At 63.5% G+C, this 16,376-nt stretch carries 12 protein-coding genes; 6 read left to right on the plus strand and 6 right to left on the minus strand.

Translation table 11 applies throughout. From position 1 onward, the window contains the following. Position 1: 1 nt before the first annotated feature. The 3 genes from FFS60_RS11100 to FFS60_RS11110 are packed head-to-tail and all read right to left on the minus strand — an operon-like array spanning position 2 to position 4,758. Entirely contained in the window at positions 2 to 1,087 is a 1,086-nt protein-coding gene (locus tag FFS60_RS11100; protein ID WP_028627757.1) for a microcin C ABC transporter permease YejB, read from the minus strand. Next, positions 1,088 to 2,935: an extracellular solute-binding protein gene (locus FFS60_RS11105; protein ID WP_137821991.1), complete on the minus strand. Its 1,848-nt coding sequence runs from the start codon at positions 2,933 to 2,935 to the stop codon at positions 1,088 to 1,090. Further along, a complete protein-coding gene (locus FFS60_RS11110; protein WP_137821992.1) occupies positions 2,932 to 4,758 on the minus strand; it encodes an extracellular solute-binding protein in 1,827 nt (608 codons plus the stop codon). Before FFS60_RS11110 ends, FFS60_RS11105 begins: the two co-directional genes overlap by 4 nt. Before the next feature lie 236 nt (positions 4,759 to 4,994). Between FFS60_RS11110 and FFS60_RS11115 the strand changes: the two genes are divergently transcribed. Continuing rightward, positions 4,995 to 6,437 carry an HDOD domain-containing protein gene (locus FFS60_RS11115; protein ID WP_171016513.1) on the plus strand — a complete coding sequence of 481 codons (1,443 nt, stop codon included), beginning with the start codon at positions 4,995 to 4,997 and terminating at the stop codon, positions 6,435 to 6,437. A 95-nt stretch (positions 6,438 to 6,532) separates the two neighbouring features. On the opposite strand, the gene FFS60_RS11120 is transcribed toward FFS60_RS11115, so the two are convergent. Both FFS60_RS11120 and gloB read right to left on the minus strand, forming a co-directional pair. Then, positions 6,533 to 8,119, minus strand: coding sequence for a LysM peptidoglycan-binding domain-containing protein (locus FFS60_RS11120; RefSeq protein ID WP_137821993.1), 1,587 nt, complete (start codon positions 8,117 to 8,119; stop codon positions 6,533 to 6,535). Positions 8,120 to 8,217: 98 nt separating this feature from the next. Then, a complete protein-coding gene (gene gloB / locus FFS60_RS11125; RefSeq protein WP_137821994.1) occupies positions 8,218 to 8,997 on the minus strand; it encodes a hydroxyacylglutathione hydrolase in 780 nt (259 codons plus the stop codon). 61 nt (positions 8,998 to 9,058) lie between these two features. Between gloB and FFS60_RS11130 the strand changes: the two genes are divergently transcribed. The 5 genes from FFS60_RS11130 (at position 9,059) to FFS60_RS11150 (ending at position 14,787) form a co-directional block, all read left to right on the plus strand. Beyond that, entirely contained in the window at positions 9,059 to 9,823 is a 765-nt protein-coding gene (locus FFS60_RS11130; RefSeq protein WP_028627753.1) for a methyltransferase domain-containing protein, read from the plus strand. Further along, positions 9,824 to 10,267, plus strand: coding sequence for a ribonuclease HI (gene rnhA, locus FFS60_RS11135; RefSeq protein ID WP_028627752.1), 444 nt, complete (start codon positions 9,824 to 9,826; stop codon positions 10,265 to 10,267). 40 nt (positions 10,268 to 10,307) lie between these two features. After that, positions 10,308 to 11,045, plus strand: a complete 738-nt coding sequence (gene dnaQ, locus FFS60_RS11140; protein WP_137821995.1) for a DNA polymerase III subunit epsilon — start codon at positions 10,308 to 10,310, stop codon at positions 11,043 to 11,045. Positions 11,046 to 11,149: 104 nt separating this feature from the next. After that, a complete protein-coding gene (locus FFS60_RS11145; RefSeq protein WP_137821996.1) occupies positions 11,150 to 13,405 on the plus strand; it encodes an arginine/lysine/ornithine decarboxylase in 2,256 nt (751 codons plus the stop codon). Positions 13,406 to 13,425: 20 nt separating this feature from the next. Next, positions 13,426 to 14,787, plus strand: a complete 1,362-nt coding sequence (locus tag FFS60_RS11150) for an amino acid permease (RefSeq protein WP_137821997.1) — start codon at positions 13,426 to 13,428, stop codon at positions 14,785 to 14,787. Here FFS60_RS11150 and nhaB read toward each other — a convergent pair. Next, a complete protein-coding gene (nhaB, locus tag FFS60_RS11155; protein WP_137821998.1) occupies positions 14,771 to 16,273 on the minus strand; it encodes a sodium/proton antiporter NhaB in 1,503 nt (500 codons plus the stop codon). The two genes, FFS60_RS11150 and nhaB, sit on opposite strands and share 17 nt — an antisense overlap. Between the last annotated feature and the right edge of the window lie 103 nt (positions 16,274 to 16,376).

Consider the following 16,376-nt stretch of genomic DNA (forward strand, 5'->3'; position numbering starts at 1 on the left):
CTCAACCCTCCCGGTTTTCGAAGTCGATGCGTGGATCGACCAGGGTGTAGGTGAGATCGCCGATCAGTTTCACGACCAGTCCCAGCAAGGTGAAGATGAAGAGTGTGCCGAACACCACGGGGTAATCGCGATTCAGCGCGGACTCGAAGCTCAACAGGCCCAGGCCGTCGAGGGAGAAGATCACCTCGATCAGTAGCGATCCAGTGAAGAACAGGCCGATGAAGGCCGCCGGGAAGCCGGCGATGATCAGCAGCATCGCATTACGGAATACGTGGCCGTAAAGCACGCGGTTTTCCGACAGGCCCTTGGCGCGGGCGGTGGTCACGTACTGTTTGTTGATCTCATCGAGAAAGCTGTTCTTGGTCAGCAGGGTGAGGGTGGCGAAGTTACCGATCACCAGCGCAGTCACTGGCAGGGCCAGGTGCCAGAAGTAGTCGAGAATCTTGCCGGTCAGGCTCAGTTCGTCGAAGTTGTTCGACGTGAGGCCGCGAAGGGGGAACCAGTCGAAGTAGCTGCCACCGGCGAAGAGCACGATCAGCAGGATGGCGAACAGGAATGCAGGAATGGCGTAGCCGATGATGATCGCCGTGCTGCTCCAGACATCGAAGGCGCTGCCGTGGCGCACGGCCTTGGCGATCCCCAGGGGTATGGAGACCAGGTACATGATCAGGGTGCTCCAGAGCCCAAGGGAGATGGATACCGGCAACTTCTCGATGATCAGGTCGGTGACCTTGGCATCACGGAAGAAGCTATTGCCGAAATCCAGTTTCAGGTAGTTGGTGATCATCAGCCAGAAGCGTTCCGGCGCCGGCTTGTCGAAGCCGTACATCTTCTCGATCTCGGCCACCAGTTCCGGGTCGAGGCCCTGGGCGCCGCGGTAGTTCGAGCCGGCCGTGGCCACTTCCGAGCCGCCGCCGGAGATGCGTCCGGTGGCGCCACCGGCCGCGGCATCGAAGCCTTCCAGTTTGGCGATCATCTGTTCCACCGGGCCACCGGGAGCGGCCTGGATGATGATGAAGTTGATCAGCAGGATGCCGAACAGGGTGGGAATGATCAGCAGCAGTCGACGCAGTATGTAGGCGAGCATTTACTGGGCATCCGGCTCGGAGGGGGCTTGCTCGGACTCGTCAGCAGTTTCCGTGCCCGGTTTCTGCCACCAGGTCATCAGGCTGTAGTCATAGAGCGGCGTCGTTTCGGGGCGCTGGAAGTGGTTCCAGTAGGCCACGCGCCAGGTGTCGACGTAGTAGTTAGGCACCACATAGTGACCCCAGAGCAGCACCCGATCGAGGGCGCGGGCGTGTTTCACCAGGCTTTTGCGCGAGTCGGCGCGGATCAGGCCCTCCACCAGCTTGTCGATGGCAGGGTCGCGCAAGCCGATGAAGTTGCGGCTGCCAGCACTGTCGGCGCTGCGCGAGTGCCAGAACTCCATCTGTTCGTTGCCTGGCGAGCTGGACTGCCCCCAGGTGGCAGGGATCATGTCGAAGTCGCGCGAGCGCAGGCGGTTGATGTACTGGGAAACGTCCACGCGGCGAATCTGCAGATCGATGCCCAACTCCGCCAGGTTGCGCTTGAAGGGCAGGATAACCCGTTCCAGGTTGGCCTGGGCGATGAGGATCTCGAAGGCCAGGGGCTTGCCGTCCGGACCGACCATCTTGTCGTTCTCGATCTTGTAGCCGGCCTCCATGAGCAACTGGTAAGCGCGGCGTTTCTGGTCGCGGATGATGCCGCTGCCGTCACTCACCGGCGGTTTGAACACCTGGGTGAAGACTTCGCTCGGCACCTGGTCACGCAGCGGCTCGAGGATTTTCAGCTCCTCGGCATCAGGCATCTCGTGGGACGCCATCTCCGAGTTCTCGAAGTAGCTGCTGGTGCGTTTGTAGGCGCCGAAGAACAGCTGCTTGTTGGCCCATTCGAAGTCAAACAGCTGGGCGATGGCCTCGCGTACCCGACGGTCCTGGAATGCTGGTCGGCGAATGTTGAAGGCAAAGCCCTGCATCCCGGTCGGGTTGTGGTTCGGGATGGCTTCCTTGATGATCTTGCCGGCGCGCAGGGCAGGGCTTTCGTAGCCGGTGGCCCAGTCCTTGGCGGAGTACTCCAGGTTGAAGTCGAACTGGCCGGCCTTGAAGGCCTCCAGTGACACCGACATGTCGCGGTAGTAGTCGACGGTTATCGCATCGAAGTTGTAGTAACCGCGCGTGACCGGAAGGTCTTTGGCCCACCAGTCCTTGACCCGCTCATAGCGAATGGAGCGGCCAGCGTCCACCTTGGCGATGCGGTAAGGGCCGCTGCCGAGCGGCGGAGAGAGGTCGGTCTTGCCGAAGTCGCGACCTTCCCAGTAGTGCTTGGGCAGTACCTGGATCTGGCCGAGGATCAGCGGCAGTTCGCGATTGCCCGCGTGCTTGAAGTCGAAGCGCACGCGCAACCTGTCCTCGGCCTCCACCTTGGCCACGTCGGCGTAATAGTGGCGGTACATGGGGTCGCCATGTTCGACCAGGATGTTGAAGGTGAAAATCACGTCCTCGGCCGTCACCGGCTGGCCATCGTGGAAGCGCGCCTTGGGATTCAGGTAGAAGCGCACGTAGCTGTTGTCCGGCGCCTTTTCGATCCGCTCCGCCAGCAGGCCGTACTCGGTGAAGGGTTCATCCGGGGAATGGAAGGTCAGGCTGTCGTAGATCAGGCCGATCTGGTCGGCCGAATTGCCCCGCGGAATGAAGGGGTTGAGGCTGTCGAACCCGCCGACGCCGGCGAGACGCAGGACGCCGCCCTTGGGAGCCTCCGGGTTGACCCAGGAAAAGTGCGTGAAGTTTGCCGGGTACTTGGCAGGCTCGTCATACAGGGTGATGGCGTACTTGGGCTCGGCCGTGGCGAGGCCGGCCAGGGACAGCAGCAGGGCGCCACAACCTTGCAGGCAGCGGTTGCGCAGCGTTTTGCTCATCGGGCGTTCTCCGTGGGCTTCAGCCACCAGGCACGCAGGCCCAGGGTGTAGGGCGGCGTGGTGACGAAGGCGAACCGGTTGCGGTAGGCCAGGCGGTGATAATTGATGTACCAGTTAGGGATGCTGTAGTGCTCCCAGAGCAGGGTGCGGTCGAGTGCTCGCGCGGCGGCCAATTGTTCGTCGCGGCTCTGGGCGCCGAGTAGCTTGTCGATCAAGTCGTCGGTCACCGGGTTGGCGACGCCCGCGTAATTCTTGCTGCCCTTCACGCCCACCTGGCTGGAGTGGAAGTAGAGGTATTGCTCCAGGCCAGGACTCAGGGTCTGCGGCAGGGTCATCAGGATCATGTCGTAGTCGAAGTGGTCGAGGCGCTGTTTGTACTGCGCGCGGTCCACGGTCCTCAGGCTGACGTCGATGCCGATGCTGGCAAGGTTTTCGCGATAGGGCTGGAGGATGCGTTCAAGGTTCGGGTTGACCAGCAGGATTTCAAAACGCAGCGGCTGGCCACGATCATTCACCAGGCGCTGGCCAGACAGCTTCCAACCGGCTCCGGCCAATAGACCGATGGCGCGGCGAAGGGTTTCCCGCGGGATGCCGCGACCCTCGGTGGTGGGCACCTGGAACGGCTGGATGAACAGCGACTCCGGCAACTCCTTGCGGTGGGGTGACAGCAGCAGCCACTCGTGCCCCTCGGGCTTGCCCTGGGCGCTGAACTCGCTATTGGGGTAGTAGCTGGTGGAGCGCATATAGGCGTTGTTGAACAGGGTACGGTTGGTCCATTCGAAGTCGAACATCAGCCCCATCGCTTCGCGCACCTTGCGGTCACTGAATACGGCGCGGCGGGTGTTCATGAACAGGGCCTGGGTCTGGGTTGGGATCTGGTGCGGGATCTCGGCGCGTATGACGTCGCCACGGGCGATGGCCGGGAAACGATAGCCATTGGCCCAGTTCTTCGCCTGATGCTCGATGTAGAAATCAAACTCCCCAGCCTTGAAGGCTTCGAACGCGACGTTGCTGTCGCGGTAGAACTCCACTTCGACCCGATCAAAGTTGTACTTGCCACGGTTGGCCGGCAGTTTCTTGCCCCACCAGTCCTTGACCCGCTCGAATACCAGGCTGCGTCCAGGCCGGACCTGAGTGATGCGATAAGGACCGCTGCCCAGGGGGGGCTCGAAGGTGGTGGCCTTGAAGTCGCGGTTTTCCCAGTAGTGCTGGGGGAGAACGGGCAATTCGCCAAGGCGCAGGATCAACAGCGGGTTGCCGGCGCGCTTGAGTACAAAGCGAATGCGGTGGCGGTTGAGGATGTCGACCCGCTTCACTTCCTGCAGGCTGGTGCGGTATTGCGGATGGCCGTTCTCGGCCAACGTGCGGTAGGAGAAGGCAACGTCATAGGCGGTAATCGGCTTGCCGTCGTGGAAGCGGGCTTCCTCGCGCAGGTTGAATACCACCCAGCTTCGGTCCTCGCTGTATTCGACGCTCCTGGCGATCAGCCCGTAGCTCGAGGCGGGCTCGTCCCCGGACGGGTCGTACTGGCCGGTACCCACCATCAATGGCTCGTTCAGTTCGGTGACGCCGTACTGCAGAAAGTTGGGCGTGGCCACCGGACTGGTGCCCTTGAAAGTGTAGGGATTGAGGGTGTCGAAGTTGCCGAAGGCCATGACCCGCAGTGTTCCGCCCTTGGGGGCACTGGGGTTGACCCAGTCGAAATGGTCGAAGTTGGCGGGGTACTTCAGGGTGCCGAACTGCGCATAGCCGTGGCTTTCAATCAGGCTGGCGAAGCAGGGTTGGGCCAGCAGGCCGATGAGCATGAACGCAAGGCGACGCATCAGGCGGGGGTCCGATCCATGGCTGTTGTGTCGGGCATATGGGCGCTGGCCTCGCTGGCGGGAAGGCGCGGGCCTCGGGCCGGCGAAATCGTGTCGGGGGTCACGCGCTGCGGGTGTCGGCGGTGACGGCTGGCAAGTACAGTAACAGCTTGTACAGGCAAGAAAAAAGAGCCAGCCTGCGGCTAGCTGGCCAGCATTCTGGCCACCATCCGGAATTTTTTGCAGAGGTGCCAATCTTGGGTGAACGCAGCCATGGTTTGCAGTCATGGATAGACCGGTTCAACGAGGCCGAATTGCCCGCCCTGGCCGCGGTGGTGCAGGACTTGCACCATATGGCCCAACAGGACAAATCCTCCGTGCAGCAGTTGGCCGATGTGCTACTGCGTGACGCGACCCTGACCTCCAAGGTGCTGAAGGTCGCCAACAGCGTCTACTACAACCCCTCCCAGGAGGCGATCCGCACGATCTCCCGCGCCATCGTACTGATCGGTTTCGAGAACGTGCGCCTGATTGGTCTCTCCGTGAGCCTGATCGACAGCCTGCTGACTCGCGGCCCACGGGAGCAACTGCCGGCGCTCCTGGCGCGTTCCTTCCATGCCGCGGTGCAGGCACGCAACATTGCAGGCTACCTGCTGGCGCGCAGCCAGGAAGAGGTATTCATTGCCGCCCTGCTGCACAATCTGGGGGAGCTGGCGTTCTGGGGCTGTGGCGGCGATCAGGCCGATGAGCTGGCCGCAGCCTTGGCGCAACCAGGGGTCGACGAAGAGCAGGCCGTACGCGACGTGCTGGGCACCAGTTTTCGCCAGCTGACCTTGGGACTGGTGCGTAGCTGGAACCTGGGGGAACTGGCGAGCCTCGCCCACGTCGGCTCGTCCCAGAGCGACCCGGCGGTGAAGGCTGTGAGCTTGGGTGTGCGCATCAGTGAGTCAGCCCTGCAGGGCTGGGACTCTCCAGCCATGACGCTACTGGTGGAGCAGTTCGCCAGCCTGGTGGGCCTCGGTCGGGAGGAGGCGCTTCAGCAGGTTCTGGCCAATGCCGATGAGGCGGTCAAGGTGGCGACGACCTTTGGCGCCAGCAAGCTTTGCCACCTGATTCCCCACACCGACCCGGAACAGATTCGCGTTCAGCGCGAGCAGCGCCAGGCGCAGTTGCTTCAACCCAACCTGCTGGTCATGCAGCAGGCCCTGCAGGAACTCGGCATGCTGGTGTCGCGCAAGGCCGACGTCAACCTGGTGCTGGATACCCTGCTTCAGGGCTTGCACCGGGGGGCCGGGATAGAGCGGGTAATGGTGGCTGTGCTGGCAGACCAGCGCAGTCGCTTCACGGCGCGCCGCGCAGTGGGTGAGGGCAGCGAGCGGTGGCTGAGTGACTTCGCCTTGCCGGCCGACTTGCCCGAGCAGGCCAACCTGTTCAGCTACGTCTTGCGTACCCGCGAGACCTTGTGGATGGGCGTTCCCGCCAGTTACAGCCTGAACGACCTGGTGACGCGCCCGATGCGCGAGTGGCTGGGGCAGGGGATGTTCTTCGTCGCGCCACTGCTGGCCGGCAAGCGCGAGATCGGGGTGATCTACGCTGATTGCCGACTTTCTGGCCGGGCGCTCAGGCATGAGCAGTTCGTGGCATTTCAGCATTTCGCTCAGGCAGCGGGGCGGTGCCTGGCGGCGATGGCGCAGAAATAGCCGCGGTCAGGGGCCGTGAGGCCCAGCGGGGGGCTGCAGGTGATACTGGGTCGCGCTTTGCTCGACGCCGATTTACACCGTGTGGGTGGAGGGCGTCAGGGCAGATAGACGGTCAGGGTCTGGCCCGGCTTCAGGCCGGTGCCACTGCGCGGATTCCAGCGTTGCAGGTGTTTCATCTCGACGTTGAAACGCTTGGCGATCAGGTAGAGGGAGTCGCCCCGCTTGACCTTGTAATAGGTCACTGATTCGCGGCCCTTGCCCTTGGACGTGCCGCCTTGGCTGGCGCTGGCGACCTGAAGGGCGCCGCCTTGCAGTTTCAGGACCTGACCGGCCTTGAGGTGATTGCCCTTGAGCTGGTTCCAGCGCTTGATGTCCTGCACATTCACCTTGTACTCGCGGGCGATGGACCAGAGGTTGTCGCCACTCTTCACCTTGTGGCTGCGCGTCGGGGCGGGTGCAGGAGCACTGGCGACGTTCTGGAACAGCGGCTGCCCGGGTTTCAGGCCTGGCTCGACCGGAATGCTCAATTGCTGGCCTACACGCAGGTGGTTGCCGGAAAGGCCATTGATTTCCTTCAGGGTCTTGACCGTTACATGATAACGGTTGGCGATGCCGTGCAGGCTGTCGCCATTGCGCACCCGGTACTGCTGCCAGTCCACCAGTTCCTGGGGCTTCATCAGGGCGAGGTTGGCGGTCAGCAGCTCGGCCTTCTCGGTCGGCACCAGCAGGTGTTGCGGGCCGTCCATGGTGATGCGTTTCTTGAAGGCCGGGTTGAGCTGGTACATCTCGTCGGCTTCCATGTCGGCCAGCTCGGCCACCTGCGACAGGTCGAGGCGCTGCTGCTTGACTTCCACCACCTCGAAGTAGGGTTCGTTGGCGATGGGATCGAGGTTCACGCCATAGGCTTCAGGTGCCATCACCAGTTGCGATAGTGCCAGCAGCTTGGGCACATAATCCTGGGTTTCCTTGGGCAATGGCAGGTTCCAGTAGTCGGTCGGCAGGCCGAGTTTCTGGTTGCGCTCGATGGCCCGGCTGACCGTGCCTTCGCCCGCATTGTAGGCGGCCAGTGCTAGCAGCCAGTCGCCGTTGAACATCTCGTGCAGGCGTTCCAGGTAGTTCAGCGCGGCGTTGGTGGAGGCGGTGATATCGCGACGGCCGTCGTACCAGTTGGTCTGGCGCAGGTTGAAGTAGCGGCCCGTGGACGGAATGAACTGCCAGATGCCCACAGCATGGCTGCGCGAATAGGCAAAGGGGTTGTAGGCGCTTTCCACCACCGGAAGCAGGGCAAGCTCCAGGGGCATGTTGCGTTCTTCCAGGCGCTCTACCACGTAGTGGATATAGAGGCTGCCACGCTCGCTGGCGCTTTCCAGGAAGGAGGGCTTGCTGACGTACCAGAGGCGCTGGCGCTCAATGCGCGGATTGACGCCGATTTCATCCTGCAGCTTGAAGCCGTTGCGCATGCGCTCCCAGATGTCCTGGGGCTCGCGCTCGGTTTCGGCTTCTTCCAGCCATTGGGGCTGCTGGTTCATGCCCAGCGCGCGGTCGGTGTCGCGGCCCTGGTCATCGTCCTTCTGGCCCATGCCAGAACAGCCTGCAAGCGTAACCGCACACACCACCACGAGCGCCCGCGCGGCTCGTGCCAATGCATCCAGGTCGAAGGTTTTGATCGGCGTAGATAACATTGGCTGTGAGGTTTTTCCGGCAAAAAAGTCCGGCGATTCTAGAAATCGACCTATGGTTGGTCAAGTTTTCACCAGTCCACCAAAGCTTGACCGACTGTTCAGAACTGGTCTTTCCAGGCTCGGAGGGTGGCGAAGACCTCGGTTGGCGTAGGGTTATCCCGGCCGGCCCGCTCGTCGGCCATTTGTTTAACGGATGTTTCGGTTACCCGCAGGAAGGGGTTGGTGGCCAGTTCCAGGGCGATGGTAGAGGGCAAGCTGATCCCCCCTTGCTCGCGCAGCCGGGTGACTTCGTCGAATCGCGTGGCCGTAGCGCGGTTGGTGGGTTCCACGGCCTTGGCGAAGCGCAGGTTGCTGAGCGTGTACTCATGGGTGCAGTAGATGCGGGTGGCCACCGGAAGCGCTGCCAGGCGGGTGAGGGAGTGGTGCATCTGTTCCGGGGTGCCTTCGAACAGACGGCCACAGCCGGCGGCGAACAGCGTATCGCCGCAGAACAGTAGCGGTTGCGTGGCGTCCGCATGGTAGTAAGCGATATGGCCCAGGGTATGGCCGGGGACTTCGATCACCTGGAACTCCAGGCCCAGCACCTGTACCCGGTCGCCTTCGTCCAGCGCTTGGTCGCGCAAGGGGATCTTTTCCCGGGACGGCCCCAGCACGCGGGCGCCGCAGGCTTCCTTCAGGCGCGCCACGCCACCGATGTGATCGTGGTGGTGGTGGGTGACCAGAATGTCGGTCAGCTGCCAGCCGGGATGGGCTTCAAGCCAGGCCAGTACCGGCCCGGCGTCACCCGGGTCGACCACCGCGCAGTGACGGTTTTCGGCATCTTGCAGCAGCCAGAGGTAGTTGTCGGAAAAGGCGGGGAGGGCATCGATCTGGATCATGAAGGGAGTCGCCAAGCAGAGAGCAATGGAGCATCTTAGGGCTCTGACGCAGGAGATTGCCATGACCGAGAAAGCATTCGCTCAAGCCGATGCCGACTGGCTCGAGCTAATCACCGGGGCCCGTTCCTGGTTCGCAGGCCCCTTGGGCGGGTTGATGCTGTTCGAAGAACAGCGGTTGCTGGAGGACGAACTGGCGCGCTACTTCGGCGGTTACCTGGTGCATTACGGCCCGCGCGCGGAACTACCGCCCGGTGCCAAGCAGATCCAGCGCAGCGTGCACCTGGGGGCGCCCCTTCCGGGGGTGGAAATCGCCTGCGAAGAGGCCGCCTGGCCCTTGAGCGAGCATGCCGCCGACGTGGTGGTGCTGCAGCACGGCCTGGATTTCTGTCTTTCTCCCCATAGCCTGTTGCGCGAGGCTGCCCGCAGTGTGCGGCCCGGCGGTCATCTGATCATCGTCGGAGTCAATCCATGGAGTGCCTGGGGCGTGCGCCATTTCTTCGCTCGCGACGCCCTGCGCCAGGCGCGCTGCATCTCGCCAACGCGGGTCAACGACTGGCTCAACCTGCTGGGGTTCGCGCTGGAGAAACGACGCTTCGGGTGCTATCGTCCGCCGCTCGCTTCAGCCGCCTGGCAATCCCGCCTGGCCCGCCTGGAGCGTTGGGGCGCCGCCGGACAAGGATTCGGTGCGGGCTTCTATCTATTGGTGGCGCGCAAGCTGGTGATCGGCTTGCGGCCACTGCGTCAGGCCCGGCGCGAGCCCATGGGCAAGCTGGTTCCCATGCCGGTGGCCAAAGTCAGCCGGTGCGATTCGAAACATGAGGCATAAGTGAGCGATCTGGTCGAGATCTATACCGATGGCGCCTGCAAGGGCAATCCTGGCCCTGGCGGCTGGGGTGCGCTGCTGGTCTACAAGGGCGCCGAGCGCGAACTTTGGGGTGGCGAGCGCGATACCACCAACAACCGCATGGAGCTGATGGCCGCCATCATGGGGCTGGTCGCGCTCAAGCGTTCATGCGAGGTGAAAATCATCACCGACTCCCAGTACGTGATGCAGGGCATCACCGAATGGATGCCCAACTGGAAGAAGCGCGGCTGGAAGACCGCGGCCAAGCAGCCCGTGAAGAATGCCGATCTCTGGCAGGCCCTGGACGAGCAGGTGAATCGCCACAACGTGCGCTGGCAGTGGGTGCGCGGCCATACCGGCCACCCCGGCAACGAGCGGGCCGACCAGTTGGCCAATCGGGGTGTCGCTGAGTTGAATGCCCGCTAGAATTCCGCCCTTGCGGCAATCTCCTTCATAGGTTCTGAACATGCGTTATGTAGTCCTCGACACTGAAACCACCGGCATGCCGGTTACCGATGGTCACCGGGTCATCGAGATCGGCTGCGTCGAGATGGAAGGCCGGCGCCTCACCGGGCGGCACTTCCACGTCTACCTGCAACCCGATCGCGAGGTGGATGAAGGCGCCATCGCGGTACACGGCATCACCAACGAGTTCCTGGTGGGCAAGCCGCGGTTCAAGGATGTTGCCGATGAGTTCTTCGAATTCATCAAGGGCGCCGAGCTGATCATCCACAACGCGGCGTTCGACATCGGCTTCATCAATAACGAATTCGCCCTGTTGGGGCAGTCCGACCGCAGCGACGTCACCGAGTATTGCACGGTGCTCGACACCCTGATGATGGCCCGCGAGCGCCATCCGGGTCAGCGCAACAGCCTGGACGCCCTGTGCAAGCGCTACGACGTCGACAACTCCAATCGTGAACTGCACGGCGCATTGCTCGACGCCGAGATCCTTGCCGACGTCTACCTGGCGATGACCGGTGGTCAGACCAACTTGTCCCTCGCCGGCGATGGTGGCGACGGCGGCGGTGGCCGTGCTCAGGCTTCGCCGATCCGCCGTCTGCCGGCCGATCGCACACGCAGCCGAGTGATCCGCGCCAGCGAAGAAGAGCTGGCTGCCCATGCTTCCCGCCTGGCGGCCATCGAAAAGTCCGCCGGCTCACCCGCACTCTGGGTTCAGATGGACGCGCCGCCGGCTTCCTGATTGCGACTTTTACGTACAGGCAGTGGCAGCAGGGGTACCGCCCCTGCGAACGAGCTTCTACCCTGAGGGCATAGGCGGGCAGGCCCGCCCCTCAGGGAGCCACAATGTATAAAGAGCTCAAGTTCCCCGTCCTCATCGTCCACCGTGACATCAAGGCCGACACCGTTGCCGGCGACCGTGTGCGCTGCATCGCCCGGGAGCTCGAGCAGGAAGGCTTCACCATTCTCTCCACCGCCAGCTCCGCCGAAGGGCGCATCGTTGCCTCGACCCACCATGGTCTCGCCTGCATCCTGGTCGCTGCCGAAGGCGCCGGGGAGAACCAGCGGCTGTTGCAGGACATGGTGGAGTTGATCCGCGTTGCACGGGTGCGCGCGCCGCAGCTACCGATCTTCGCCCTCGGCGAGCAAGTGACCATCGAGAATGCGCCGGCCGAGGCCATGGCCGACCTCAACCAACTGCGCGGCCTGCTTTATCTCTACGAAGACACCGTGCCTTTCCTGGCACGCCAGGTGGCCCGCGCCGCGCGCAGTTATCTGGAAGGGTTGCTGCCGCCGTTCTTCCGCGCCCTGGTGGAACACACCGCGCAGTCCAACTACTCCTGGCACACGCCGGGGCATGGTGGCGGCGTTGCTTATCGCAAGAGCCCGGTAGGCCAGGCGTTCCACCAGTTTTTTGGCGAAAACACGCTGCGCTCGGACCTTTCTGTTTCAGTGCCGGAACTGGGGTCTCTGCTCGATCACACCGGTCCGTTGGCCGAAGCCGAAGCGCGGGCAGCGCAAAACTTCGGTGCCGACCACACGTTCTTCGTGATCAACGGCACCTCGACGGCCAACAAGATCGTCTGGCACTCCATGGTGGGCCGCGATGACCTGGTGCTTGTGGACCGCAACTGCCACAAGTCCATCGTCCACTCGATCATCATGACCGGTGCCATTCCGCTGTACCTGACGCCGGAGCGCAACGAGCTGGGCATCATCGGACCGATCCCGCTCAGCGAGTTCAGCCGTGAGGCGATCCAGGCGAAAATCGACGCCAGCCCCCTGGCCAAAGGCCGCGCGCCCAAGGTCAAGCTGGCAGTAGTGACCAACTCCACCTATGACGGCCTCTGCTACAACGCCGAGCTGATCAAACAGGCCCTGGGCGACTCGGTGGATGTGCTGCATTTCGATGAGGCCTGGTACGCCTATGCCGCCTTCCACGAGTTCTACGCTGGGCGCTACGGCATGTGTACTGGCCGGGATGAACGCTCGCCGCTGGTGTTCACCACCCATTCCACCCACAAGCTGCTGGCGGCGTTCAGCCAGGCTTCGATGATCCACGTGCAGGATGGCGGCGCGCGCCAGCTGGACCGGCATCGTTTCAACGAAGCCTTCATGATGCACATCTCCACCTCGCCCCAGTACGGCATCATCGCCTCGCTCGATGTGGCGTCGGCGATGATGGAAGGTCCCGCCGGGCGCTCGCTGATCCAGGAAACCTTCGACGAGGCGCTGCGCTTTCGCCGGGCACTGGCCAATGTGCGACAGAACCTGACGACCGACGACTGGTGGTTCGGCATCTGGCAGCCGCCGCTGGTGGAGGGCGCCGACAGCGTCGCCACGGTGGACTGGCTACTGCGCCCGGATGCCGATTGGCACGGTTTCGGCGATGTGTCGGAAGACTATGTGCTGATCGACCCGATCAAGGTCACGCTGGTAACGCCGGGCCTGACGGCCGATGGCAAGCTGGGCGACCAGGGCATTCCCGCGGCCGTCGTCAGCAAGTTCCTCTGGGAGCGCGGGCTGGTGGTGGAGAAGACCGGCCTCTATTCCTTCCTGGTGCTGTTCTCCATGGGGATCACCAAGGGCAAGTGGAGCACGCTTCTCACTGAGCTGTTGGAGTTCAAGCGCGGCTACGACGCCAACCAGAGCCTGGCCGAGGCGTTGCCCTCGATCGCCACCGCTCATGCGGCCCGTTATGCCGGCATGGGGTTGCGTGACCTCTGCGACGCGCTGCATGCCTGCTACCGCAACAGCGCTACGCCAAAAGCGTTGCGACGCATGTACACGAAACTGCCGGAGCTGGCGATGAAGCCCGCCGATGCCTACGACAAGCTGGTGCGCGGCGAGGTGGAGGCCGTGCCGCTGGACAAGCTGCAAGGGCGCATCGCGGCTGTGATGCTGGTGCCCTATCCGCCGGGCATACCACTGATCATGCCGGGTGAGCGCTTCACCCCGGAAACCCGCGCAATAATCGATTACCTGGAATTCGCGCGCATCTTCGACCTGAGCTTCCCTGGCTTCGATATCGATGTGCATGGCCTCCACTGTCAGGAAAGTCCTACAGGTCGCTGCTATACAGTGGACTGCATCAGGGAATAAATCGGCCAGCGGGGGACGCGATGGCGACTGGGGAAGGGGAGAAGACGCGGGGCAGCATGGGCTTCTGGACCTGCACCGCGCTGGTGGTCGGCAACATGATTGGTTCGGGGGTGTTCCTGCTGCCTTCCAGCCTCGCGGCCTACGGTGGGCTCAGCCTGTTCGGCTGGCTGATCTCCAGCACTGGTGCCGTGATCCTCGCCCTCACCTTCGCCCGCCTGGCGCGGCTCAGCCCGGCGGCGGGCGGTCCTTACGCCTACACGCGAGACGGATTCGGCAACTTCGCCGGCTACCTTTGTGCCTGGACCTACTGGAAGGCGGCCTGGATCGGCAATGCCGCCATCTCAGTGACGCTGGTGGGTTATCTGCAGGTATTCATTCCGGCCTTGCGCGACCCGGTGCTGATGGTGGCCACGGCGATCGGCGCCATCTGGCTTTGTACCCTGATCAACCTGCGCGGTATCGGCGCCTTCGGCCTGGCGCAAAACCTGCTGACGGTGCTCAAGCTGGTGCCCCTGCTGCTGGTGGGCGTGCTGGGCTGGTTTTCCTTCAATCCCGAGTACCTGCGAATACCCGAGGCAAGTGAGCTTCCCGGTGGGGTTGGCTACGCCCAGGCCATCGCCACCACGGCGGCGCTGACCCTCTGGTCCTTCATCGGCCTTGAGTCGGCAACCGTGCCGGCGGATCACGTGGACAACCCGAAGCGCACCATCCCAAGAGCCACGGTATTCGGCACCCTGGTGGCGGCCGGCGTGTACATCCTTTCCATCACTGCTGTGCAGGGCGTGTTGCCACCCGAGGTGCTGGCGCGCTCCACCGCACCCTTCGCCGACGCGGCGCGGGTGCTGGTAGGGGAGTGGGGCTACCACCTGGTGGCCGGCGGTGCGGTGATCGCGTGTCTCGGTGCGCTGAACGGCTGGGTCCTGCTGCAGGGCCAGATCCCCATGGCCACCGCCCGCGACGGCCTGCTGCCTGAGTCCCTGGCCAAGACCAACAAGCACGGCGTGCCGGCCAATGGCCTGCTGATTTCCGGGGTGCTGGTCACCGCGCTGGTGCTGGTGGATGGCCAGGGCGACCTGGTGGACGTGTTCAACGTGATCATCCTGCTCGGCACCATGACGGGCGTCGTGCCGTATGCCTTCTGCACCGCCGCCCTGCTGCAGCAACTGGCGGTGAAACCCGGCGACTTCTCCGAAGGCGAACGTGGGCGGCTGGTGGCCATCGGCGTGCTGGGTTTCGTCTACTCCATCTGGGCCCTGTATGGCACCGGCGAGCAGGCCATCTTCTGGGGCTTCCTCGTGCTGATGGCCGGTATCCCGCTCTACACCTGGCGCCAGTGGCGCAACCGGGTACAGGCGGACGCCGCCGTCAGAGCCAGTGGCTGACTGCCCACCAGCCGAGCACGCCCATCACGATGGTGTAGGGCAGCGCCATCCACACCATGCGTCCGTAAGACAGGCGCACCAGCGGTGCGATGGATGAGGTGAGCAGGAAGAGGAAGGCTGCCTGGCCGTTGGGGGTCGCCACACTGGGCAGGTTGGTGCCGGTATTAATGGCCACTGCCAGCGTGTCGAAGTGCTCGCGGGTCATGCCGCCGGAGTCCAGCACGTTCTTCACTTCAGTGATGTAGATGGTGGCGACGAAGACGTTGTCGCTGATGGCCGAGAGCAAGCCATTGGCGATGAACAACATGCCTGGCTGCTCATCCGCCGGCAGTGCCAGCACAGCGTGAATAATCGGGGTGAACAGGTGCTGCTGCTGGATAACCGCCACCACCGCGAAGAAGGTCACCAGCAGGGCGGTGAAGGGCAGGGCGTCCTGGAAGGCGCGGCCGATCTGGTGTTCATCGGTCACGCCGTTGAGGCTGGTGATCAGCACGATCACCAGCAGGCCGATCAGACCCACCTCGGCCAGGTGCAGCGCGAGGCAGAGGATCAGGATCAGCGCAGCAGCGCCTTGCACTATAAGTGCGATGCGCTGGGACTGGGTGCGTCGGGCAGTTTCTTCATCGTCGAAGTGGGCCAGCACCTGGCGCACGCTCTCGGGCAGTTCGGCGCCGTAGCCAAACCAGCGCAACTTCTCCAGCAGCACGCAAGTTAGCAGGCCCGCAGCCAGCACCGGCATCGAGACCGGTGCCACGCGCAGGAAGAACTCCTTGAAGTGCCAGCCGGCCTCATGACCGATCAGCAGATTCTGCGGCTCGCCCACCAGGGTGCAGACGCCGCCCAGGGCGGTACCCACGGCGGCGTGCATCAGCAGGCTGCGGAGGAAGGCGCGGAAGGCGTCGAGGTCCTCACGGCTGGCGCTCGTCACTTCATGGTCGGAGTCGTGGCTGTGCTCGTCACCCGCGCCCTTGCCGGAGGCCACACGGTGGTAGACGGCGTAGAAGCCCACGGCGACGCTGATGATCACCGCGGTCACGGTCAGGGCATCGAGGAAAGCCGACAGGAAGGCCGACAACAGGCAGAACATCAGCGCCAGCATGCTCTTGCTGCGCACCCCGAGCAGCAGGCGAGAGAACAGCAGGAGCAGCAGGTCCTTCATGAAGTAGATCCCCGCCACCATGAACATCAGCAGCAGAAGCACCGGAAAATTGTGCTCGAGCTCCTTGTACACCGCGTCGGGAGTCGCCAGGCCGAGTAGCAGGGCCTGTATCACGAGTAGGCCGCCGGGCAGCAGCGGATAGCACTTGAGCGCCATCGCCAGGGTGAAGATGAACTCGCCCACCAGCAGCCACGAACACAGAACGGGGCCCAACAGCCAGAGCACCAGCGGGTTCAGCACCAGGAACGCGATGATCGACAGCTTGTACCAACGGGGCGAGTTGCCGAGGAAGTTGCGACCGAGTGCGGCGGCGGGCGAGGCGGGCATCGAGGTTGTCCTTGGTCTTCTAATTGTTGGAGGGCGCTGGGAAGGTGCCAGCCCGGTCCCTGTAGATCAAGCGTTTAAGCCGGGTTTTCGATGTGAAGTGGCA

Source organism: Pseudomonas sp. D(2018) (assembly GCF_005502555.1).
GTDB lineage: Bacteria > Pseudomonadota > Gammaproteobacteria > Pseudomonadales > Pseudomonadaceae > Metapseudomonas > Metapseudomonas resinovorans.